Raw genomic sequence first — 22,595 nt, forward strand, 5'->3', positions numbered from 1 at the left:
TCAGTTGAGACACTGGCCGCCATCGGCCGCAAAGAGGTGGATACTGGCAAGGTCCGGGCGTACGCGGATCGTAGCGCCCGGCGAGAGCGACACGCGCTCGCGAAAGACACCGGTGACCTGCGTTTCACCGAGCTTCATCGTTACCTGCGTCTCCGAGCCCATCGGCTCGACGAGGATGATTTCCGCCGGTACTCCGTTATCGTCCAAAACAAAGTGTTCGGGACGGATGCCGTAAACCGCCTTGCGGTCGCGGAATTCGTGAACAGCTTCCGGCAGCGGCAACATGATACCTGGCGCGGAAAATCCTTCCGAGGTAATCGTACCCGGCAGAAAGTTCATCGCTGGCGAGCCGATGAAGCCGGCCACAAACTGGTTGACGGGTCGATCGTAAAGATCGAGCGGCGCGCCGATCTGCTCCACCTTTCCGCCACTCAGAACCACGATTTTGTCGGCCATTGTCATCGCCTCCACCTGGTCGTGGGTCACGTAGACGGTCGTCGTCTTCAGCTTCTGGTGCAGGCTCTTGATCTCGCCACGCATGACGACGCGCAGTTTCGCATCGAGGTTAGACAAAGGCTCGTCGAACAGAAACACCTGCGGATCGCGAACAATGGCACGACCCATCGCCACGCGCTGGCGCTGGCCGCCGGAAAGCTGACGCGGATAACGGTCGAGCAGATGCGCGAGACCAAGGATATCCGCGGCCCATTTCACCCGTTCGGCGATCTCCGCCTTGCTGGTGCCGCGATGCTCCAGCGAGAAGCCCATATTGGTGGCGACCGTCATATGCGGATAAAGCGCATAGTTCTGGAAGACCATCGCGATGTCGCGATCCTTGGGATCGAGATCGTTGACCACCCGGCCACCGATTTTGATATCGCCGCCGGTGATCGTCTCCAGCCCGGCGATCATTCTAAGTAGCGTGGACTTGCCGCAGCCGGACGGGCCGACCAGGACGACGAACTCGCCGTCGCGGATTTCAAGATCGACGCCGTGGATGATGTCGACGGCACCATAGCTCTTGCGGACGTCAGAAAGGGTAACTTCAGCCATCAATAGGATTTCCGGTTCTTCAGCCCTTGAGGCCTGTATGCGCGAGCCCTTCGACGAATTGCTTCTGCGCGATGATGAAAACGATGAGGACCGGGAGCGCCGTCAGCGTCGCGGCAGCGAGCTGGATGTTCCACATCGGCCCGCCATAGGCGTCGGTATATTGGGTCAGCGCCTGCGGCAGCGTGAATTTTTCCGCACTCGAGAGAAACACGATCGGTTCGAGGAACAGGTTCCAGGAATGCAGGAAGGTAAAGATCGCCACCGACGCCAGAGCCGGCTTTGCGAGCGGCAGGGCAATCTTGCGGAAGATCTTGAAGCGCCCGAGGCCGTCCACGCGCGCCGCCTCTTCCAGTTCGGTCGGCAGCGTTACGAAAAACTGCCGCATGACGAAGGTGGCGAAGACGCTCGGCGCCCCGAAGATCGGCACCAGGATCAGCGGCCAATGGGTATTCACCATGCCGGCCTTCAGGAACATCTGGAAGAGCGGCACGATCGTCACTTCCGATGGGATCAACAGGCCGAGCAGCACGATCATGAAGATCGTATTGGCGAAGGGAAAGCGAATGCGCGCAAAAGCGTAGCCGGCCATCGAAGACACGATCATCGTACCGATTGTCACGACCGCGGCGATATAGGCCGAATTCCAGTATTGCTGCACAAACGGCTGCAGTTCGAAAACCTTGCTGTAAGTCGTCCAGTCGTAGTTCTGCGGCACTAGTTGCGGCGGAAAAGCGAAGATGTCGCTGATCGGCTTCACCGAGGACGTCACCATCCACCATGTCGGAAAGACGAAGGGAATGAGCAACACGCACATAAGCCCGTAGAGGGAGGTTTTCATGCGCGGGGAAAGTTCAGCTTTCATAGAAGACAATCCTCTTGCGCATCTGCCACTGGGCGAAGGTCAAGACGGCGACGATCACGAAGAGCAGGATCGACAGCGTCGAGCCGTAACCAAAGAAATGAAACTGGAAGGCCTGCTGGTAGAGGTAATAGACCAGCACCGTCGTCGAGAGCCCCGGACCGCCCTGGGTCAGGACGGCGATCTGCGCGAAGACCTGTAGGGACCCAACGATGGTGATGATCGAGGTGAGCAAGATGGTCGGGCTGATCAGCGGCAGCGTGATGCGGCGGAACTGCTTGAAACGCGGCGCGCCGTCGATGCGGGCTGCTTCATAGAGTTCGTTCGGCACGCCCTGCAGCGCCGCCAGGAACAGGATCATGTTGAGGCCGACATTCTTGAAGACCTGCACGACGATGACCGAGATCATCGCGGTTGTTTCCTCACGCAGCCAGTTCGGCCCTTCGATCCCGAAGACCTGCAGCAGACCGTTGATACCGCCATTCTTCTGCAGCAGAAATCCCCAGACGATAGTCCAGGCAACCAGCGATACGACGACCGGCGAGAAGAACAGCGTGCGGAAGATCGTAATGCCCGCGAGCTTCTGGTTCAAAAGCACCGCAAGCAGCAGCGCCAGCGACAGGTTGAAGACGACGAGCCCGGAAGAAAAGATGGCGGTAGCGCCCAGCACTTCGAGGAGGTTGGTATCCTCGATCAGCATCCGGTAGTTCTGCGCGCCCGTATAGGTGAAGGTATTGGCCAGCACGTTCCATTCGTGCAGCGAATACCAGAACACTAGCCCGAGCGGGATCAGCACGAAAATACTGATACCGATCAGTTGCGGGGCGATGAAGAGGACCCCTGCGAGGCTGTCGCGCCGCGCAATCGTCCAGAACGGCGATGAGGAGCGGCCTTCCGGAATTGCGTGATCCTGCGCGACAACCATCTGTTTTATACCTTTAGCGCTTCAAGAACGGGCCGATCTGGCCGCAGATCTTCTGGAGCGTACCTGGGATATCCGCATCCGGACGCCAGACGGCATCAAGACCGGAACGAACCGCCTGCTGGATCTGCGCAAAGCCCGTGTGACCGGGGATGACCTTGCCGGTGGCGATGCCGGAGATAACCACCTTGTCGATCTGCTCCTGGCTCAGAAGCGGGTTGGTCTTCTTCAAGACTTCAGCGTTCAGCAGCGACTTTCGGGCTGAAGGGAAGAACTGGCTGAGCTTGGCCGAGTTTTCCGGGTTCGTCATATAGGCGACGAATTCAGCCGCCGTCTTGGCGTTCTTGCCGGCCTGCATGACGCCGATGCCGGCCTGACCGATCAGCGAGTATTCGCCGGCAGGTCCCTTCGGCAGCGGCACGAGATCCCACGAGAAGGGTTTGTCTTTCGGCAGCAACGAGGCGCGGCTGATCTGCGTGATGGTCATGGCCGCATTGCCGGCGAAAAAGTCGACGTTCTCGCCTGGACCCGGGATCGCCTTCTTCTTGAAGATTGCCTCATGGATGAAGGTCAGCGCATCCACCATCGGCTTTTCGGTCATCGTGCAGGTCTTGCCGTCGGCGCTCCACGGCGAGGCGCCCCATCCGTTCCAGACGGAGGCGAGGTTCTGCCAGATCTGGTAATTGAAGTCGCGGACGATCAAGCCGCCCTTGCCGCTCTGGCCGACTGCGGAAGCAGTGGCGATGGCATTGTCCCAGGTCCACTGGCCGGCGGCGATCAGCTCGGCAGGCGTCTTGGCGCCGGCGGCCTTGATGGCATCGTTGTTGACGAACATCGCGAACGGCGAGGTGGAGAACGGATAGGCGTAGAGCTTGCCGTCCTTCGACCAACGCTCGGCAGCCGTCGCGCTCAGTTCCTCCAGATTATAGCCCTTGGCGGCCTTCAGCGTATCGGTAAGCGGATAAAGCGCGCCGGAATTGACGAAGTCATAGGCTGCCGTCTCGAAGATCCAGGCCATATCAGGCGCATTGCCGCCGGCGATCTGGGTGGTGAGCGCCGTGGTATAAGTGTCGAACGGCAGCGACTCATAGGTCACCTTGACGTTCGGACGGTCCTTGGTGAAGCCCGCGGCGATCTCGTTGAAGAGCTTCAAATGCGCCTCGTTGGCGCTCCAGATGGTCATGCGCAGGTTGACAGCGTCCTGCGCCAGGGCGATGCCGCCCCAGCCGAGCGGCATGGCGATCGCCATGGCGACCACCGCCGATTTCAGTGTTCTGTGGTAATTCATTCCCGTTCCTCCTCCAAAGATGGGTTTAATCAATAGGCCGCGATGTCGGGCCAGCGGATTTCAATACCTTCACGCATGAGCTCTCTCTGGAAGTCATGGAGATGCCCATCATCTTCCTGCACTTGGCTGGGCTTCAGCCCCTTCTCTAGGCAATACGCCGCGAGCATGCCCGCCACTTCGCCGACATTCCATTCGACCGGATGCAGGCGGTAGCAGCCATTGGTGATGTGGGTGGTGCCGATATTCTTACCGGCAGCGATGACATTCTTCATCCGCTGCGGCAGCAGCGACCCGAGCGGAATCTCGAACGGGCAGGACGGCACGTCGATATAGTTGTCGCCGCCGGTCGAGGGGTGCAGGTCGATGCGGTACATGCCGATGCCGATGCTGTCACGGTAGTTCAACGCGCCCTTGTCACCGCGTACCGAATAGGACAGATCCTGCTCGACGATGCGGGTGACCGGCTTGATGCGGCGGCTTTCGCGGATATAGGGCGCCATAGCGAGACCATGTTCGGTGCCGGTGATATCGCCGCGAAGGCGCAGCCCGCGATAGCCCTGCCCGCCGTCGACGCGCGGCGCTTCCGTCTGCAGCCAATAGAAGACCGAATAGGAAAGATCTGCGGCACCCTTCAGGTGCCGGCTCTTTTCCTCCTCGGAAACATCGATGATCGTGCCGTCCATGTAGTCGATCATCGGCCAGTTCACAAAGCAGATGTCGGACTGATAGAAGCCCGGCTGGAAGTTACCCCGTGCCGCGATGCGACGGAAGAGCCAGAGGTTTTCGTCGCCGCCGCCCTTGCGCTGATCTGCATCGACAGCCAACGGATCGTCGTCGACATTCGGCGTGAACGAGCGCGTGGTGAATTCCAGCGTGCGCGGATGCGGCGCGGTGAAGCCGAGCAGCGGCCCGCCCCAGAAATGCGGCTGGTACTTGCGCCAGTAGTCATAGTTTTCCGGCTTGTCGATCGTCTGGTCGCCGTCCACGCAATCGACGGCGAAACAGACAGACACCGCCTGCACATTGTCCGGCTGCGCTTCGGAAGGTGCGCTCGGCTCACCGGTATCGGACTGTGCCTCGAAGCCCTTTACATACTCCGTACCGGTCATCGGCAGGAGATCGCCCAATTCCGTGGCGTCGAGAATATAATCAGCGGAGATGACGATCTCCCCGCCCGTGTCGCGGTGTCGGACGGTGACGGAGCGAACCGTGTCGCCCCCGACATCGGCCGCGACCGGGCGATAGGGCTGCAGAACCTTAAGGCGGCCCGCGCCACGGTATGGCATCAGCATCGCTTCCATCACCGCCAGACTAACGCGCGGCTCGGCGCAGATGCGGCTGACCCATCCACCACCAGGATTGAGGTCGCCCCAGGCCCGGGCGCCTTCGGTCAGTGGATAGTTGTCCCGGTAATACTGACGAATGCCGTTGCGCAGCTTCCGATAGGAGCGCGTGATACCGAACTGCTCGACCCAAGTGTGCTCGTCAGAGGGCACAGCCTGACTGGTCAACTGACCGCCGATCCAGTCGAATTCCTCGGTCATGATGACTTTTTTGCCCGCCCGGCACGCGCCGAGTGCCGCCGCCACGCCGCCAAGGCCGCCACCCACCACCAGAATGTCTGCTCGCATGTCTTTCACGTGTCTAAATCCGTTTCTTTGCAGGCCCGAGCGTTTCGCCCTCAACCGGTTCACAGGACAAAAGAATCTGTTCGACGGGTGTTGCCCCCTCGATGCGGCGCACCAGCATGGCGGTCGCCTCGCGACCCATCTCTTCGCGAGGGATATTGAAGGAGGTGAACTGGACGTGGCTGCGTTCGGCCCGAACATGGCTGCCGAGAACCACTGAGGAAAAATCCTCGGGCAGTGACAAGCCTCGTTCGCGAGCCGCCGCCTCGACACGCACTGCATCCGCCAGTTCGACAAAGAAAACTGCCGTCGCCCCGCTTGCGACAATCGCTTCAAGGGCTTCACCGGCCGGCTGGCCGACTTCGTTAATATGGAAGACCAACTCGGCGCCCTCGGTGACAGCCTGGGAGAAACCACGCCAGCGGTCGACGACGGATTCGGCCGATCCGTTGGGGCCGACATAGGCCAGTTTCTCATGGCCAAACGCCCTCGCCTTTTCGACCAAAGCCCGAGTCCCGTTCGTATAATCGCCGCCGACGTAAGGAACGGGTCCGCCAGCGTCCTCACGTCGGCCGATCGCCACGAAGGGATAATCGCCTGAAACCAGCCGCTTCAGTTCGGCGCGGTCAAATTCGCGGCCGAGCACGAGGCAACCGTCGGCGATCCGAAGCCGATTGCCATCGGCGAAGATTTTGCGCTCTCTCCCGACGCCCGCGCCGGTCAGCAGCAGGAGGTCGTAGTTCTGCGCCTGCGCCTGCTCTTCGATGCCGAGCAGGAAGGGCGTAAAGAAATCTGCCTGCTCGCTTGGAAAAGCTGGTTCATAAGTGAAGACGCCGAGGATGCGGTTAAGGCCTTTGGCCATGCGCCGAGCGATCGGATCGGCCACATAACCCGTTGTGCGGATAACGTGCTGCACACGCTCCCGGGTCTCTTGCGGAATACGCGCCAGAGCCGTCGGAGCGCCATTCAGCACGAGCGAAACGGTTGCCTGACTGACGCCGGCCAGTTTGGCAATGTCGTGCTGCGTCAAGCGCTTATGGCCTGCCACGGGTAATCCTCCTGACCTCCCCTTGACTGCTAATGCGTATTAGCAGCTAATACGTATAAACAGGATTAAACGGCCTGATGTCAAGCAGGAATTTGAGGGCGTGATGACGATGTATGGTGATCATTTGAAATCGCGAGGAATTTCCGGCGTCCGAGTGTTCGGCGACAGCATCACCGCAGGCTTCAATGCCACCCAGCCGGACCTTGCCTGGCCTGCGCTCTTTGCAGCGGCGGTCGGAGGCTTGCCGATCCGCAATCAGGCAATTCCCGGCACGGTGCTGCAGGGCTCGTGTCTGGCGGATGGAAAGCCGAGACCGGACAACGGCATCGGTCGCTTCGAAAATGCACTTCTTGACGCGCCCCACTGCGACGCGATCCTGATCCTCTATGGCTACAACGATGCCCGATATACGGCTGCGCCGGACACGATGAACCTCCGGAATTTCACGGGCGACTATGCAAACATGCTAGAACGACTGATCGAGGCCGGACACGCGGAACGGCTTGCAATCGGCAGTCCACCCTATATTCCGGATGCAGGTTTTTTGGTCGGCAGCGCCGGCTTTACGGGCCAGACGCGGAACGGTTTCGAAAGCTATGTCGAAGTCGTGCATATGCTGGCGCGGCGCTTCTCGCTCTTCTACGCCCCTGTCTACGAAACCATAAAAGCTTGCGGTGACGGCGCCTTGGCCTCGGCCGATCTAATCCATCCGAATGACGCCGGACATCGTGCGATCTTCGGTGCTTTTATGGAGGCGGATCGTTCATAGGGCTTCAAACCAAAGTCGGCACTCGGCCTCTTCGCCCTGTCGAGCCAGCCGGCCGCGCAGTTTACACCAACGCGAAATAAGGATAACACATATCCTTAATCTTAGAGCATCGAACGATGGAATACTTCTTATGATCCTGAAGAGCCAAGTCGAATGGGCGCTTCATTGTTGCGCCATTCTGTCGGGCCTGCCCGAGGGGCGCTATCTGTCGACCAAGGCGCTCGCCGAGCTGCATGGCTTGCCCAAGGAATATCTCTCCAAGGCGCTGCAGAGCCTGTCGCAGGCGGGTCTCGTACTTACGACGCTCGGCCCCTCGGGAGGATATCGACTGGCAAAGGCGCCAAGCGAGCTGACATTCCTTGAAATCGTCGAGGCAGTGGAGGGCAGCGGCCGGACCTTCGTCTGCAATAATATCCGTGCCAACAACCCGTGCCGACCACAGGGTTATTGCGAAAGCGGCCCCTGCGCGATCGCACGCATCATGTGGGAGGCAGACGAGGCTTGGCGTGCCAAGCTGCGCAGCGTGACGCTTGCCGATCTCGGAGAGATCCTGGCACAGGACATCCCTGCAGATATCTGGAACGGCACATTCGAATGGGTTCTAAAGCGGGCGGGATGAGTAGGCCCGTTCTGGCGTCGCGGTGCTTTTGTCAGCCTTCGCAGGCGGGGTGTAAAGATAGCTCTGGGGCGGCAGGGCAAATTCGAGGCCGTTCGCTTCGCAATGCTGATGAACCACGTCGATCACCTCGTTTCTGGCTGGCGTGCGATTAGCCGGGCTCGTCACCCGAAACTGCAACTCGGCTTCGATCGCTATCGCATCGATCGCCTTGAGGGCGACGATCGGGGCGGGATCCTGAACGATGTTCTGGCAGTTTTGCAAAGCCGTTTTCATCACGCCCTCCACCAGAGCCGGTCGATGCGATGCTGCGATCCGCATCACCAGGATGATCATATGGGTTTCGTCTGGACGCGTGAGATTGGTTAGTCCAACTTTCGCGAGAGTGCTGTTGGGGATAACCATGACGTTGTGGGCGGGGGTGAGAATCTGGGTGGAGCGCCAGTTGTTCTCCACCACGCGGCCTTCTGTTCCATCGCCGAGCTGGATCCAGTCGCCGATGGTAAAAGGTCTTCCCAGCGTCAGCGCTATCCCCGAGAACAGGTCGCCGAGCGTGTTCTGAAGTGCGAGACCCAGAATGATGGCAATGACGCCTGAGGTCGCAACGAGTGTGCCGATCGGCGCGCCGAAGACGAAGCCGATAATCGAGAGGGTCACCCCCAGATAGACCACGGCAACGATGAGGTCCTGAAGGAGCCGCGCCTCAACCGGCCTGCCGTCGAGGACGATGTAGATGCGTACGAAACCAATGGTCGCCCAGGCAAGATGCACCCACCAGAGAACGCGTGCCGACGTGCCGAGAAAGTTCCTCCCTTGGGCGACCTCTGCCGCATCGATACTGTGCGGCATGATACCGCTGAAAGCCAGCACGGCGGTCATGGCCGAGAAAAAGACGATCTGCACAATCAGCCGGGCAGTCGGCCTTCCGCGACCTTGAAGGTGCCAGACGATAATACCGGCCACTCCCAGCAGGTTTACCAGGACAAGCGCAATCAAAGAGTGATCAGACAGCATGGCAGTGCCTCAAGTCCCGGCTTGGCAAAAACAGTCACCAGGGCCGGATGCGTGATCGCATCCGGCCCTGCGGCGGCTCGTTCGAAATACGTCCCAAATGCTACTCACTTGCGTGCCGATGTGGCAAACCATTCCTCGAAACCGATACGGCCAAGGTGCGGATTGTCGTCGGAGACCAGAGATTCGTCCTCCAGGCGCGCGCCGAAATAACGCGCCTCGCGGTCTGCTTCGACCTTGCGGGGATCGCCAAGTTCGGCCAGGTAACGGGCCACCAGTTCGTTCAGGCGCGAACGTTCAGGTCCGGCGATCTCGATCGTGCCGTTGACCGGCGCAGCGAGTGCAACCTCCGCCATCGCATCCGCGACGTCATCCGAAGCGATCGGCTGCACAAAGGCCGGAGACAGACGAACCGTATCACCGACGGTGCCGGACTGGGCGATGCCGCTCAGGAACTCCATGAACTGGGTCGAATGAACGATGGTGTAGGGAATGCCGGCAGCCTTGATCAGCCTCTCCTGAGCGAGCTTCGCGCGGAAATAGCCGCTCTCCTGAAGACGTTCTGTTCCCACCACCGAAAGCGCCACATGATGTTTGACCCCAGCGGTCTTTTCCGCTGCAAGCAAATTGCGCCCCGACGTCTCGAAGAACTCCATGACGGCTTTGTCCTCGAACGAAGGGGAATTGGCGAGGTCGAGCACCACCTCCGCGCCAGCAAGTGCTTCGGCAAGGCCTTCGCCAGTGATGGTGTTGACGCCCGTGTTCGGCGAGGCGGCAATCACTTCGTGGCCTCGGCTTCGCAGGCGTTCGGTCGTCTTCGAACCGATGAGGCCGGTTCCGCCAATGATGACGATTTTCATAATCAGCTCTCCCTTGCAGTTTGCTTTTGCTGATCGTTCAATTCAAGCCGGCCTTGTCGAGGCCATAAAGCTTGTCTGCAGACCCGGGCACGGCCTTGAAGGCGATGCTAACACGGTTCCAGGCATTGATGGTCATGATGGAAAAGGTCAGATCGGAAATTTCCTTCTCCGAAAGCTGGCCGCGAACACGCTCGTAAAGCTCGTCCGGGATGCCGCCTTCAGGGAGTTCCGTAAGCGCTTCCGTCCAGGCGAGAGCGGCGCGTTCACGTGGGACGAAGAGGTTGGATTCCCGCCAGATCGCGACGTGATAGAGCCGCAGTTCGCTCTCGCCGTGGATCTTCGCTTCCTTCACATGCATGTCGAGGCAGAAGCCGCAACCGTTGATCTGCGAGGCACGGATGTTCACGAGGTCGCGGATCTTCTGTTCGATTACGCTGTCCTTCAAGGACATGCTCAACTCCGAGATCTTCTTGAAGAACTCCGGGGATTGCTGGGCATAATTCAGGCGCTGGGTCATAATCTTCTCCTATTAAGGACTCAAAATGTCCTTATGGATATAAAATATCCTTAATAGATGGACAGTAAAGCCTTGATCGCCTAAGCTGCGGACATAAGGCTTATGCGCAAAAGTATGGGTGTCGAGATGGACCTGGTTTCTGCCTTGAAGACGTTTCTGCGCGTAGCCGAAACGGGATCCTTTTCAGCCGCGGCCGCCGATCTGGGGCTGACCCAACCCGCCGTCTCGCGGCAGGTTTCGGCATTGGAGGCCCATTTCAATTCGAGGCTTCTGCACCGAACCACCAACGCGCTTGCGCTGACGGCGGAAGGCGAGCGGATGATTCCCATGGCCTTGAGAGTCATCGAAGCTGTGGATGCACTTGGCGACAAGACCTGCCCGGAAGGGGCGACGGTGTCGGGAAAGGTCAGGCTGAGTATGCCGGCTCCCCTTGGGCTCTACATGAGTGATCGTCTTCCCGCCCTGCTCAAGGCGCATCCGAAGCTGGTGGTCGAACTGATCTGGCGGGAGGAGCCGTCGGATCTCGTTGGCGACGGAATAGATCTCGAGGTCCGTCTCGGCGATGTAGGTAACAGCAGCCTGATTTGCCGGCGCATCGGCTGGACAACCGCATTCCTCGTGGCAGCGCCCGAATATCTTGAAAGACGGGGAGTGCCCAGAACTCCTCAAGAAATCCAGGGCCACGACTGCATTTGCTACAACCGCGGCGGCAACGGCCGCTCCTGGCATTTTTCCAATGGATCGGACGAGATTGCCGTGCGGATTATCCCACGTCTGATCACAAACAATCCGGTTGCCGTTCATCACGCGGCGCTTGCGGGCAGCGGCCTTGCCATTTTGTCTCACATCCTAGCCGGTTCCGACATCGAAGCGGGAAGGTTCGTGAACGTCATGCGCGATTTCCCGCCAGTGCGCCTCCCGATCAATGTCGTCTATGCGTCCCGTCGCAACCTGCCGCTACGTGCCCGCACGGTCCTCGATTTCCTGATCGAAGCCATACGTGAGGATGCACTTATGACGACGACCGAAGTAAGTACCTGCGGAGGGAACGGATGACTGCTCATACGATCGACACCAGAGGGTCATTATTTGTTGCCCGGCCAAAATAACTGGCTCAGAAGTTTTCCTTTGTGCCGAAAACGGATCAATGCGAAGTGATCTTCGCGCACTGGTGAAAAGTTCTCAATTCCAATCAATCTGTAACGTATTTCGCAATCCCTCGGGTAAGGCATTTCGTGATGAAAAAGATCGGCTTTCTGTCCTTTGGCCATTGGACTCCCTCGTCCCAATCGCAGACGCGCTCGGCCAGCGCCGCACTGTTGCAGTCGATTGATCTGGCGGTCGCGGCGGAGGAGTTGGGTGCCGACGGGGCTTATTTCCGCGTCCATCATTTCGCCCGCCAGCTCGCCTCGCCCTTCCCGTTGCTGGCGGCGGTCGGAGCCAAGACAAGTCGTATCGAGATCGGCACGGCGGTGATCGACATGCGTTACGAAAATCCGCTCTACATGGCTGAAGATGCCGGCGCAGCCGACATCATTGCCGGCGGACGCCTGCAACTCGGCATCAGCCGCGGCTCGCCGGAGCAGGTGATCGATGGTTGGCGCTATTTTGGCTATATCCCGCCAGAAGGACAGACCGATGCGGACATGGCTCGGCATCATACGCAAGTATTCCTCGACGTGCTGCGCGGCGAAGGTTTTGCCAAGCCCAATCCGCGGCCAATGTTCCCCAATCCACCCGGACCGCTGCGTCTGGAGCCGCATTCCGAAGGATTGCGCGAGCGGATCTGGTGGGGCGCAAGTTCCAACGCAACAGCTAAGTGGGCGGCCGAGCTTGGGATGAACCTTCAGAGTTCGACGCTCAAAAACGACGAGACCGGTGAGCCCTTCCATATCCAGCAAGCCGCCCAAATCCGGGTCTTCCGGGAGGCATGGAAAGCCGCAGGTCATCAGCGCGAGCCGCGGGTATCAGTCAGCCGCAGCATTTTCGCGCTGGTGAGCGATCGCGATCGCGCCTATTTCGGACAAGGAGACGAAGGTCAGGACCAGATCGGCTTCATCGACGAGAATACCCGGGCAATCTTCGGCCGCAGCTATGCGGCAGAGCCGGACGTTCTGATCGAGCAGCTGGCAAAGGATGAAGCGATCGCAGAGGCCGACACACTGTTGTTGACCGTACCCAACCAGCTCGGCGTCGACTACAATGCTCACGTGATCGAAGCGATCCTTTCGCATGTCGCACCGGCGCTCGGATGGCGATGACCATCAGCTCGATCGTTTTGGCGAGCCGCAGCCGCCTTGTAAGGTAGGTCGCAAGCGAGTCAGGAGCTACCGCGGTCGTGCAGCTCCCGCTCGGCACGTTCCAACGCACTGGAATTCAGTACTTTACGGAGGAGCGCAACGGCAACCGCACGCATACGCAGGTTGTACCAGCCTTCCATTCCATCGTCCGGCAGGTCGTAAACATCGAGCTTTTCGTAAAGCTGCTGCAGCCTGTTCTGGACGCTGCGCAAAGAAAGTCTCTTGCGCTGGGCTATCGCCTTGTCCGTCAGGCCCAGTGCCACATCCACCAGTATCTCGTACTCCGCATCGGTCAATCCGTGAGCGTTGCCGAGGCTCTTTTGCTGAATACCTCTCACTTCGCGATCGATGACGCATTGCGATTCAACAAAAACGCTTCTGAGCGCCAGTTTCAGCCGTTCGTCGGAAGCGGATTTGAGCACGTACCCGTAAGTCGCGCCTTCCGGTACGATCCGCGAGACGCCGCGGACATAGGCCTCGTCCGAATAATTGGACCAGAAGAGAATTTTCGTGTCAGGCCTTTCGCGCCAGATGGTGCGAGCTGCTTCGATCCCGTTGCGCTCGCTCATCTGCAGATCCATGACGACATGTTCCATGCGGGCCTTGCGGGCTTCTATTTCACCGCTTTGGCCATTTTCCGCCTCCACGACCAAGTCACATTCCGGCAACGCGGCACGAACCGCTTCATGCAGATAGGAACGATGCAGCGGGTCGTCCTCGACTATTAAAACCCTCATTTTCGATGCTCCGGTACCCTTTTGCGACCAACAGGCAACTGGACCTTCACGAAGGTGCCTGAGCCGTTGTGACCGATCTCAAATCGTGCAGCTATGAGACGGGCACGCGTCTTCATGTTGTCAATTCCGTGGCCTCCCGGATTTCCCGAGGGCATCACGCCGACGCCGTCGTCAACGACCTCGATAGACAAAGCGCCATTTAGATTTCTGATATGCACGAGGATCACCTCCGGCTGGGCATGGCGGATGGCGTTATTGACGGCCTCCTGCACGATACGGAACAGCGCAGTCGCCACCGTCTGGCCGAGGACATCAAGTGCGCCATTGCTCTCGTCCACCATCCGCCATTGGATCGCCAGGCCGCTTTCTCGCGCCGAACGATCGAGATGGTTTTCGATCGCTTCCGCGACACCAAAAAGCTGCAGAACTGTGGGTTTTGCCTCTTCAATAATCTGGCGCAGGTCATGCATGCAAAGCTGCAGCGCCCGGCCCAAAGGTTCCAAAGTTTCTCCGGGCAGTTCCGCCTGTTTGCTCAGTCGCTCCATGCGTCGCGCCAGCCGCGTCAGGTCCGCAAGAGTCTGGTCATGCAGGTCCATGCCAATGCGTTGCCGCTCCGCCTCCAATGCCTCGGTAAGCTTCAACGCACCAAGTCTCAGCCCCTCCTCCCGAGCCCGAGCTTCAGCCTCCACGATGGCTGAGCGCTTGGCCTGCTCGGCGGCCCGCAGCGCATAAAAATATGGGGCGAGCAAGTCGGCAATCGAACGGGCATTCTCCACGTCCTCCATTGTGTAGTAGTCATGGCGATGACTGGAGCAGCTCAGTGCGCCGATGATATCCCCCTGTACCTTCAGCGGCACGTGCAGACGACTGCGCAGCGACAATTCGACGATCGGGCTCGAAAAGGCACCTTCGAAGTGAAATCGCGGATCCGCGCAGGCATCTGGCGAAAGAAGGAAATCCACCTCGCCGGATAAAAGGCTGCGTATTGGACTTCCGCTCAAAAGCGCTGGCGGATGCTTGCTCCAGGCGGTTTCAAGTCCGCTTTCGTACGCAATGTGATATTTGCCATCGACCATCTTGATGCACACGTCGAGATGGTCATGCGGGATGATATGGCTGATTTCGGCAGCCACAGCCTGGATGATGGAGCGAAAATCGAGCTGGCCCGCGAGCAGCCGCGAGATTCCCAGATAGCGGTCGAACAGTGACTCTCGCGCCGGATTGAGCATGCCTGGACCTCCTCCCAAGTCCTTTTCCAATTAAGCGCCTGCTTCACACCTTTGTCCTGCGGAAACCCGCAGATTTTGCGCGAGTATCCGCAAACACATTGCTTGGATGCGCCTGTACAACATCCGCTTTTTTCCTCATTCTCGATCTACTGAGCAACCGGGCCTCAGCGCAATCACTATCTCCGCTTACCGTTGAGGAGCGGCCGGAGATGAGCCCGTCGGGACTAGGGAGGAAATCATGATCATCAGGAAGATGCTGTTTGCATCTGTCGCCACCGTCTGCATCACTGCCTCGTTTTCCGCGATGGCAGATACTGCCGGCAAAAAGATCGCTCTGTCCAACAACTATGCCGGCAATTCCTGGCGACAGGCCATGCTGACGAGTTGGGACAAGATTACCAAGGACGCTGTTGCCAAAGGCGTCGTCGCTGCAGCCGATCCGTTCACCACAGCCGAAAACCAGGCCACCGAACAGGCCGCGCAGATCCAGAATCTCATCCTGCAGGGATATGACGCCATCGTCGTGAATGCCGCCTCGCCGACCGCCCTCAATGGCGCGATCAAGGAGGCCTGCGACGCAGGTATCACCGTCGTTTCCTTCGACGGCATCGTCACGGAACCCTGCGCCTGGCGCATTGCGGTGGATTTCAAGGCAATGGGCGAAAGCCAGATCGAATACCTCACCAAAAAACTGCCGAAGGGTGGAAACCTGCTGGAGATCAGAGGTCTCGCCGGGGTTTCGGTCGACGATGAAATTCACGCGGGCATTCAGGCCGGCGTCCAGAAAAATCCGCAGTTCAAGATCGTCGGATCCGTCAATGGCGACTGGGCTCAGGATGTCGCTCAGCGTGCGGTTGCCGGCATTCTCCCAAGTCTTCCGGAGATCGCGGCCGTCGTGACCCAAGGCGGCGACGGCTACGGTGCCGCTCAGGCCTTTGCGGCAGCCAAGCGACCAACCCCGACGATCGTCATGGGCAACCGCGAGGACGAACTCGTCTGGTGGAAGCAACAGAAGGACAAGAACAGCTACGAGACCATGTCCGTCTCGATCGCTCCGGGAGTGTCGACCCTGGCTTTCTGGGTCGCCCAGCAAATCCTCGACGGCAAGGAGGTCAAGAAGGACCTGGTCGTACCCTTCCTGCGTATTGATCAGGATAACCTCGAGGCGAACCTCGCTAAAACCCAGAAGGGTGGCGTAGCGAATGTTGAATATTCGCTCGAAGACGCCCAGAAGGTGATCAGCGCCGCAAAGTGACGGTTGAGAGAGCCGATGTGGAAGGCGGTGTCGCCAGGCGCCGCCGGCCATATCTCAACGGCCGCCCGATCGAGCCCATAGACGCGAGCCTTCATGACTGCAAACCTGATGAAAAATGAGGTGGTCGCCGCGCGCGGCATCAAGGTCGCCTTTGGCGCCGTAAAGGCGCTTGACGGTATCGATCTCGTTATACACGCCGGTGAATGTGTTGGTCTCGTCGGACACAACGGGGCTGGTAAGTCGACCATCGTCAACGTCATCAATGGCGGCCTTTCACCCCAGGAAGGAGTGGTCAGCTATGGTGGCGAAACCAGTGGCCATGGAATTGCCACGGCGCGTGCCAATGGCGTGCGCTGCGTCTTCCAGGAGCTTTCTCTCTGCCCCAACCTGACCGTCAACGAAAATGTCAGGATCATGCATCCTGACCTGAAAGGCTGGAATTGGCGCAGCCGCGCTTTGGAGCTGGTAAAAAAGCAGCTTCAGGACATATTCCCCGGCCATGGCATAGATTGCGACAGCACGGTCGACGATCTTTCGATTGCCGAACGCCAGATGGTTGAAATTGCCATCAGCTTTGCGGGGTTTGGTGCCCCACCGAAGCTCGTCATCCTCGATGAACCGACCTCATCGCTGGATGCAGGACTTGCCGCGCAGATGATGGCCTATATCCGACGCTTCGTCGCAGACGGTGGGGCGGTCCTGCTGATCTCTCACATTCTTGGGGAAATTCTGTCGACCGCCGACCGTATCGTCGTAATGAAGGACGGCCGTGTTGTCGCTGACCGCCTGGCCTTGGAATTGAATACCCGGAGTCTCGTGGAAGCCATGGGCAACGTGGTGCGCGAACAGGAATATCTGCGCTCGGGCGCCGCAAGGTCAGGCTCACCCGTACTTTCGATGGCGCCACGACGCGGACGTGGGCTTGCCTTTGAGGCCTACCGCGGCGAAATCGTGGGACTCGCTGGCCTTGGTGGCCACGGTCAAACCGAAGCACTTCTCGACCTCTATCTTTCACGCAACAGCAACTGGTGGCCGGCGCGAAGGGACGAGCTTGCCTTCGTCGCGGGAGACCGCAGCCTCAACGGCACCTTTCCACTCTGGAGCATCCTGAAGAACCTCAGCATAGCCTCGCTGCAGGATCTTTCCTCACGCACGTTCATCGACAACCCGCGAGAGAACCGACTGGGCCTTGGTTGGAAGAACCGCATAGAGATCCGTACTCCCGACCTGGAAAACCGCATCCTGTCGCTCTCCGGCGGCAATCAGCAGAAGGTACTGTTTGCCCGCGCACTCGCCACGACGGCGAGAACCGTGCTGATGGACGACCCGATGCGCGGTGTGGACGTCGGAACCAAACAGGAGGTCTACGAAATTCTGCGTTCCGAGGCCGCTTCTGGCCGAACGTTCATCTGGTATTCCACGGAAATGGACGAGATCCGACTTTGCGATCGCGTCTATGTCTTTCGCGAAGGAGGGATCGTCGCCGAACTCGCCGGTGACGAGGTCACCGAAAAGAACGTCCTCGCCGCCTCATTCAGCGCCGGAGAAGCGGCATGAAAATTTCTTCCGGCGCCGTTCGGCTCGTCATTCCGGCCGCTTCGCTGGCGGTTCTGCTGGCCGCCGTCTTTTATATGCAGCCGCGTGCCATGAGCTATACGGGACTCAACCTGCTCTTCAATCTCGCCGTGCCGATTGCACTCGCAACGGTGGCGCAAATGCTCATCATGGCGGTCAACGACCTCGACCTCTCGATGGGCACATTCGTCAGCTTCTGCGCCTGCGTCACGGCCACCTTCCTGCAGGCCTCACCGGCGACCGGTATCCTGATATTCTTGGGCGCCATCGCGGCTTACGCAGCGATCGGCGTCATCATCTATGTCCGCGAACTTCCGGCAATCGTCGTGACGCTCGGCATGAGCTTTGTCTGGGGCGGCCTCGCGGTGCTGATCTTGCCATCGCCGGGCGGCGCGGCGCCTGGATGGGCGCGCTGGCTGATGACGTCGAAGCCGCCGTTCGTCCCGATGGCAATCGTCGCCAGCGTGGTGATCGCTCTCGCCACCCATTTCCTCATCATGCGATCGTCCTTCGGCGTGCTCATCCGGGGCGTGGGCGGCAATGTCCGTTCGGTCGAGCGCGCCGGCTGGTCGATCGTCAAGGTGCGGGCCGCCGCCTATGCGCTCGCAGGCCTCTTCGCGATGCTGTCCGGTATCGCACTGGTCGGCCTGACGACCTCCGCGGACGCCAATATCGCGCTCCGCTACACCTTGCTTTCGATCGCAGGCGTCATCCTCGGCGGTGGTGAATTTGTCGGCGGCAAGGTCTCGCCGATCGGTGCCGTCATCGGCGCGTTGACACTGGCGCTAGCCGGCTCCTTCCTCTCCTTCATGCGCATCTCGCCGGATTGGCAGATTGGAGCCCAGGGCGCGATCCTGATCGTCGTTCTGGCGATGCGCCTGTTCCTCAACCGATTGGAAAAGCGGGAGAAGAGCCGATGAATGCCCATCGCCTGCTCCTCGCCAAACCCTGGATCTGGTCTTTCGCAGCAACGGCCAGCGTCTGGATCATCACCGTGCTTTTCACCGGTGGAGCGAGTTCGCTCGGATTGTCTCAGGCGGCTTTGACCTTTGCCGCGTTCTCCGTCATCGTCGGCATCGGCCAGATGTTCGTCATCACTCTCGGGCCGGGCAATATCGACCTGTCCGTACCGGCCACGATGACATTGTCGGGCACGCTGGCGTTGAAACTGATGGATGTGCAGGACAGCATGATCCTGGTCGGTCTCGTCTTGTCCATCCTGCTTGGCGCCATCATCGGTCTTGGCAATTACGCGCTGATCAAACTGTTGAAAATCCCGCCGATCATCGCAACCTTGTCGATGAGTTTCATCGTCCAGTCGACGGCCATCTGGACCAACCGCGGCCTGCGCATCAAGCCGCCGGAAACGCTTGCAAGCTTCACTACTTCCAGCCTTTTTGGCATCCCCAACGTCGCGCTCGTAGCTCTGATCCTCTCCGCGGTTGCGTGGCTGCTCCTGGAAAAGACCATTTATGGGCGCTGGATTTCTGCCATCGGCCAGAGCACCTTTGCAGCGCGGATGGCGGGTGTACCGGTCGACGGTACACGGCTGGTGACCTACATGCTCTGCGCTGTGCTTGCCTCTGTCGGCGGCTATCTGCTTGCCAGTTTTTCCGGCGGTGCCGCCCTCAACATGGGGGCGGAATATCTCCTCATGTCGATCGCGGTCGTCGTGATCGGCGGCACAGCGGTGGCAGGCGGAAATTCCAATATCCCAGGCATCTGGGGAGCCTCGCTCTTCATGTTCCTCGTTGTGTCGATGCTGAACACCTATGGCTTCGGCGCGGGCTTCCGTCTCATCCTTACGGGCCTCATCATCATTGCCGTCATCCTCGTGGCCGGCGGTCGCCGATCCACCCGATGAACTGAAATCGGACAACAGCCATGCCTCAGAAATTGTCGATTTATGAAATTCACGACGAGCGCTTTCGGCAGATGATCGTCGCCAGCGCAAGACTTGAGGAACTCTACAGCGAATGCCGGTGGGCAGAGGGGCCTGTTTGGTTCGCTGATCTCAACTGCCTTATCTGGAGTGATATTCCCAACGAGCGCATGTTACGCTGGGTGCCAGATGGGGGCGTGTCGGTTTTTCGTTCTCCCTCCAACTTCGTCAACGGTAACACGCGCGACCGTCAGGGCCGGCTGATATCATGCGAACATGGCGGCCGGCGTGTCGTGCGAACGGAGATCGATGGCACGCTTACGATCCTGGCAGATCGTTACCAGGGCAAGCGGTTGAACTCTCCCAATGATGTCGTGGTGCGTTCCGACGGCAGTATCTGGTTTACCGACCCGACTTACGGCATCAAGTCCGACTACGAAGGCTATCGGGCCGAGCCCGAACAGGCTACCCGCAATGTCTATCGGCTGGATCCCGAAACCGGCGCGCTCAACGCCGTGATCACCGACTTTGGCCAGCCCAACGGGCTCGCCTTTTCCCCCGATGAATCCAGGCTCTATGTGGCCGATTCCGCTTCAAGCCACGACGTGACTGCCCCGCGTCACATCCGCGTCTTTGAGGTTGTCGACGGCAAGACCCTGACGAATGGAAGGGTCTTCTGCAGTCTCGATAACGGCCTGCCGGACGGCTTTCGTATCGATGTGAAAGGCAATCTCTGGACAAGTGCCGGCGATGGAGTCCATTGCTTCTCCCCCGAGGGAATCCTGCTCGGCAAGATCCTGGTGCCGCAAACGGTCGCCAATCTCACCTTTGGCGGTCCTCGTCGCAACAGGCTCTTTATTGCCGCCACCACGTCCGTCTACTCGGTCTTCGTGGCGACAAATGGCGTGGCCCTCGGCTGACCACGCCGGCCGTGTCAGCTTAACGCGTGCAGATCAACCCTGCTTTTCGGCACAGATCGCATAGCGGTGCTGGGTGGCTCGTTCGAGCCCCTTCAAGAAGCTGAAGTTCTTGCGCTGGCTGCGGTGGATCGCTCCCAAACGCGTATCGACGGTAATCTTGTCGAAACCTGCTTGCTTGAGCAGCTCGACAACCGCCTCGGCGCGAGCCCCCTGCGAAAAATGGACGCGCGAAAGAATGCTTTGGTGGGTCTGAGCAAGTGCCGGCGTGTGCGGACCGTTCTGCTGCCCGCTCCCGCCAAAGCCCACTTTCACCAGCAAGGCAGAGAGCTTCTTCGCAAGACGCGACACCAGGGTCGGATTGACGAAATCGCCATCGATGATCAGGAGCCGGCCCGATGGCTTCAGCACCCTGTGCCATTCACGAAAACAGGCCACGGGATCGACAAGCGTCCAGACCAGATGGCGATTGGTGATCACGTCATAGCTATTGTCATCTTCCATGGTGCGTTCGGCGTCGCCCATCAGGAAGCGGATCTGCCGGCCCCGTTTCTTGGCTTTGGCCCGCGCCCGCTCCAGCATGGCTTCCGACCAGTCAATCCCCGTGACCTTGAAAGAGAGATCATCGAGGAGATGAGAGACAACAGCAGTTCCGCAGGCAAGATCCAGCGCTGCCCTTCCCGTGCCGTCTCCGAGATGCTTGCGCAAAAGGGAGTGCCACGCTGACCTCTCGTCTTCCGAGAAGATTTCATGCCCTGGCTGGCTATCGAAGGTCTCCGCCCTGAGCGACCAGTAGGCTTTGATCTCGTCGCGGAGATCATGGTTGCTGAGGATGGGCTGATTGAGCATGTCACACCTTTCGAAGGCCGGTCGAACTAGATTGGAAGCCTTCTAAAAGATATTTCTTGACGACGGAAGTCATGAAAACATAAATCCCAGCAATTCACACCCACACAGGAGAGGAATCCGTGTTGAAGCTCAAGATGGTGGCCGGTGCCGCCACCGTTATGCTTGCGGTTTTGCCGGCGATTGCCACGGCTGCCGAAAAGATCAAGGTTACCGACATCTCCGGCCGCGAGGTCGAGGTGAGCGTACCGGTCGAGCGCGTGATCCTCGGCGAGGGCCGGCAGATCTACTTCACGGCTGCTCTCGATACCGATGAACCCTTCAAGCGCGTCGTCGGCTGGCGCGACGATTTCAAGAAGGCGGATCTCGACGGCTACAACATCTATCTGAGCAAGTTTCCGCAGATGGCGAATATCCCCACCTTTGGGGGCATGAAGGAAGGCACCTTCGACATCGAACAGGCCGTCGCGCTGAAGCCTGACGTGATCATCATGAACACCGAGGCGAAGTCGGCGACCGAAGAAAGCGGCTATATCGAAAAGCTCGCCAAGGTCGGCATCCCGCTCGTGTACATCGACTTCCGGGAAAAGCCGATGGAAAACACCGATGATTCCATGCGCATCATCGGCAAGTTGTTCGGCAAAGAAAAACGCGCCGAGGAGTTCGTGAAGTTCCACGACGAGCAGATTGCCCGGGTGACGGACAAGCTTGCAAAGGCGACCGATCTGAAGAAGCCGGTGGTCTTTATCGAACGCGCCGGCGGCTATTCGGACGATTGCTGCATGTCCTTCGGCAACGAGAACTTCGGTCGCATGGTGGAACTCGCCGGCGGCACCAACATGGCCAAGGGCATTATTCCCGGCACCTTCGGCACGGTGAACCCCGAGCAGATCATCGCATCCAATCCCGATCAGGTCATCGTGACCGGATCGAACTGGGAGCTCTACGTTCCCGGCGGTGCCTGGGTCGGCGTAGGCCCGGGTGCGGACAAGGCGAAGGCTCAAGAAAAGCTCGCCGCGCTGATGAAGCGGCCTGCCTTCACTGGCATCAAGGCAGCAACAAACGGCAACGTGCATGCCATCTGGCACCAGTTCTACAACAGCCCGTATCAGTTCGTCGCCGTGCAGCAGATCGCCAAGTGGCTGCATCCCGAAGTGTTTGCCGACCTCGATCCGGATGCAACCTTCAAGCAATTGCACGAACGGTTCCTTCCCGTCGCCTACAAACCCGGCTACTTCGCGTCGTTGAAGGCGGGCCTCTAATTTTTCGTAAACCGAGGAGCC

22 protein-coding genes are annotated in these 22,595 nt (G+C 59.3%); 10 read left to right on the forward strand and 12 right to left on the reverse strand.

Going from position 1 to position 22,595, the window contains the following annotated elements:
* The 6 genes from C5L13_RS21575 to C5L13_RS21600 all read right to left on the reverse strand — a co-directional run bounded on the left by C5L13_RS21575 (window position 1) and on the right by C5L13_RS21600 (window position 6,798).
* Entirely contained in the window at window positions 1–1,053 is a 1,053-nt protein-coding gene (locus C5L13_RS21575; protein ID WP_105385329.1) for an ABC transporter ATP-binding protein, read from the reverse strand.
* A gap of 19 nt (window positions 1,054–1,072) precedes the next feature.
* Window positions 1,073–1,915: a carbohydrate ABC transporter permease gene (locus C5L13_RS21580; protein ID WP_105385330.1), complete on the reverse strand. Its 843-nt coding sequence runs from the start codon at window positions 1,913–1,915 to the stop codon at window positions 1,073–1,075.
* Window positions 1,905–2,837, reverse strand: coding sequence for a carbohydrate ABC transporter permease (locus C5L13_RS21585; protein WP_105385331.1), 933 nt, complete (start codon window positions 2,835–2,837; stop codon window positions 1,905–1,907). Before C5L13_RS21585 ends, C5L13_RS21580 begins: the two co-directional genes overlap by 11 nt.
* 13 nt (window positions 2,838–2,850) lie before the next feature.
* Window positions 2,851–4,083 carry an ABC transporter substrate-binding protein gene (locus tag C5L13_RS21590; protein ID WP_407070460.1) on the reverse strand — a complete coding sequence of 411 codons (1,233 nt, stop codon included), beginning with the start codon at window positions 4,081–4,083 and terminating at the stop codon, window positions 2,851–2,853.
* Between the two features lie 68 nt (window positions 4,084–4,151).
* Entirely contained in the window at window positions 4,152–5,753 is a 1,602-nt protein-coding gene (locus tag C5L13_RS21595; RefSeq protein ID WP_105385333.1) for an FAD-dependent oxidoreductase, read from the reverse strand.
* Window positions 5,754–5,766: 13 nt separating this feature from the next.
* The gene (locus tag C5L13_RS21600; RefSeq protein ID WP_105385334.1) at window positions 5,767–6,798 is read right to left on the reverse strand and encodes a LacI family DNA-binding transcriptional regulator; all 1,032 of its coding nucleotides are present in this window, start codon (window positions 6,796–6,798) and stop codon (window positions 5,767–5,769) included.
* Window positions 6,799–6,901: 103 nt separating this feature from the next.
* Here C5L13_RS21600 and C5L13_RS21605 point away from each other — a divergent pair, with 103 nt between their 5' ends.
* Both C5L13_RS21605 and C5L13_RS21610 read left to right on the forward strand, forming a co-directional pair.
* Entirely contained in the window at window positions 6,902–7,567 is a 666-nt protein-coding gene (locus C5L13_RS21605) for an SGNH/GDSL hydrolase family protein (RefSeq protein WP_245571426.1), read from the forward strand.
* Window positions 7,568–7,697: 130 nt separating this feature from the next.
* Window positions 7,698–8,186: an RrF2 family transcriptional regulator gene (locus C5L13_RS21610; protein WP_105385335.1), complete on the forward strand. Its 489-nt coding sequence runs from the start codon at window positions 7,698–7,700 to the stop codon at window positions 8,184–8,186.
* On the opposite strand, the gene C5L13_RS21615 is transcribed toward C5L13_RS21610, so the two are convergent.
* From C5L13_RS21615 to C5L13_RS21625, 3 genes are all read right to left on the reverse strand, one after another.
* Window positions 8,169–9,197 (reverse strand): mechanosensitive ion channel family protein, encoded by a 1,029-nt coding sequence (locus C5L13_RS21615; RefSeq protein WP_105385336.1) that lies wholly within the window; start codon window positions 9,195–9,197, stop codon window positions 8,169–8,171. The two genes, C5L13_RS21610 and C5L13_RS21615, sit on opposite strands and share 18 nt — an antisense overlap.
* 104 nt (window positions 9,198–9,301) lie before the next feature.
* The gene (locus tag C5L13_RS21620) at window positions 9,302–10,054 is read right to left on the reverse strand and encodes an SDR family oxidoreductase (protein ID WP_105385337.1); all 753 of its coding nucleotides are present in this window, start codon (window positions 10,052–10,054) and stop codon (window positions 9,302–9,304) included.
* Window positions 10,055–10,091: 37 nt separating this feature from the next.
* Window positions 10,092–10,571, reverse strand: a complete 480-nt coding sequence (locus C5L13_RS21625) for a carboxymuconolactone decarboxylase family protein (RefSeq protein ID WP_105385338.1) — start codon at window positions 10,569–10,571, stop codon at window positions 10,092–10,094.
* Window positions 10,572–10,697: 126 nt separating this feature from the next.
* Between C5L13_RS21625 and C5L13_RS21630 the strand changes: the two genes are divergently transcribed.
* Together C5L13_RS21630 and C5L13_RS21635 are read left to right on the forward strand one after the other, a co-directional pair.
* Window positions 10,698–11,627 carry a LysR family transcriptional regulator gene (locus C5L13_RS21630; protein WP_105385475.1) on the forward strand — a complete coding sequence of 310 codons (930 nt, stop codon included), beginning with the start codon at window positions 10,698–10,700 and terminating at the stop codon, window positions 11,625–11,627.
* A 182-nt stretch (window positions 11,628–11,809) separates the two neighbouring features.
* Window positions 11,810–12,832, forward strand: coding sequence for an LLM class flavin-dependent oxidoreductase (locus C5L13_RS21635; RefSeq protein ID WP_105385339.1), 1,023 nt, complete (start codon window positions 11,810–11,812; stop codon window positions 12,830–12,832).
* Window positions 12,833–12,891: 59 nt separating this feature from the next.
* On the opposite strand, the gene C5L13_RS21640 is transcribed toward C5L13_RS21635, so the two are convergent.
* Both C5L13_RS21640 and C5L13_RS21645 read right to left on the reverse strand, forming a co-directional pair.
* Window positions 12,892–13,608 carry a response regulator transcription factor gene (locus tag C5L13_RS21640; protein ID WP_105385340.1) on the reverse strand — a complete coding sequence of 239 codons (717 nt, stop codon included), beginning with the start codon at window positions 13,606–13,608 and terminating at the stop codon, window positions 12,892–12,894.
* Window positions 13,605–14,837: a GAF domain-containing sensor histidine kinase gene (locus tag C5L13_RS21645; RefSeq protein ID WP_105385341.1), complete on the reverse strand. Its 1,233-nt coding sequence runs from the start codon at window positions 14,835–14,837 to the stop codon at window positions 13,605–13,607. The genes C5L13_RS21640 and C5L13_RS21645 overlap by 4 nt, the downstream gene beginning before the upstream one ends.
* Window positions 14,838–15,075: 238 nt before the next feature.
* Between C5L13_RS21645 and C5L13_RS21650 the strand changes: the two genes are divergently transcribed.
* The 5 genes from C5L13_RS21650 to C5L13_RS21670 all read left to right on the forward strand — a co-directional run bounded on the left by C5L13_RS21650 (window position 15,076) and on the right by C5L13_RS21670 (window position 20,469).
* On the forward strand, window positions 15,076–16,092 hold the full coding sequence (locus C5L13_RS21650; protein ID WP_105385342.1) for an ABC transporter substrate-binding protein: 1,017 nt from the start codon (window positions 15,076–15,078) through the stop codon (window positions 16,090–16,092).
* A gap of 93 nt (window positions 16,093–16,185) precedes the next feature.
* On the forward strand, window positions 16,186–17,649 hold the full coding sequence (locus C5L13_RS21655; RefSeq protein ID WP_105385343.1) for a sugar ABC transporter ATP-binding protein: 1,464 nt from the start codon (window positions 16,186–16,188) through the stop codon (window positions 17,647–17,649).
* Window positions 17,646–18,587, forward strand: a complete 942-nt coding sequence (locus C5L13_RS21660) for an ABC transporter permease (protein ID WP_105385344.1) — start codon at window positions 17,646–17,648, stop codon at window positions 18,585–18,587. The genes C5L13_RS21655 and C5L13_RS21660 overlap by 4 nt, the downstream gene beginning before the upstream one ends.
* Window positions 18,584–19,531, forward strand: a complete 948-nt coding sequence (locus C5L13_RS21665; protein WP_105385345.1) for an ABC transporter permease — start codon at window positions 18,584–18,586, stop codon at window positions 19,529–19,531. The genes C5L13_RS21660 and C5L13_RS21665 overlap by 4 nt, the downstream gene beginning before the upstream one ends.
* A gap of 20 nt (window positions 19,532–19,551) precedes the next feature.
* Complete coding sequence (locus tag C5L13_RS21670) at window positions 19,552–20,469, forward strand: SMP-30/gluconolactonase/LRE family protein (protein ID WP_105385346.1); 918 nt, start codon at window positions 19,552–19,554, stop codon at window positions 20,467–20,469.
* A 33-nt stretch (window positions 20,470–20,502) separates the two neighbouring features.
* On the opposite strand, the gene C5L13_RS21675 is transcribed toward C5L13_RS21670, so the two are convergent.
* On the reverse strand, window positions 20,503–21,315 hold the full coding sequence (locus C5L13_RS21675; RefSeq protein WP_105385347.1) for a class I SAM-dependent methyltransferase: 813 nt from the start codon (window positions 21,313–21,315) through the stop codon (window positions 20,503–20,505).
* Window positions 21,316–21,449: 134 nt separating this feature from the next.
* On the opposite strand from C5L13_RS21675, the gene C5L13_RS21680 reads away from it, so the two are divergent.
* Window positions 21,450–22,574, forward strand: coding sequence for an ABC transporter substrate-binding protein (locus tag C5L13_RS21680; protein WP_105385476.1), 1,125 nt, complete (start codon window positions 21,450–21,452; stop codon window positions 22,572–22,574).
* Window positions 22,575–22,595: the final 21 nt, after the last annotated feature.

The organism is Neorhizobium alkalisoli (assembly GCF_002968635.1).
Classification (GTDB): domain Bacteria; phylum Pseudomonadota; class Alphaproteobacteria; order Rhizobiales; family Rhizobiaceae; genus Neorhizobium; species Neorhizobium alkalisoli.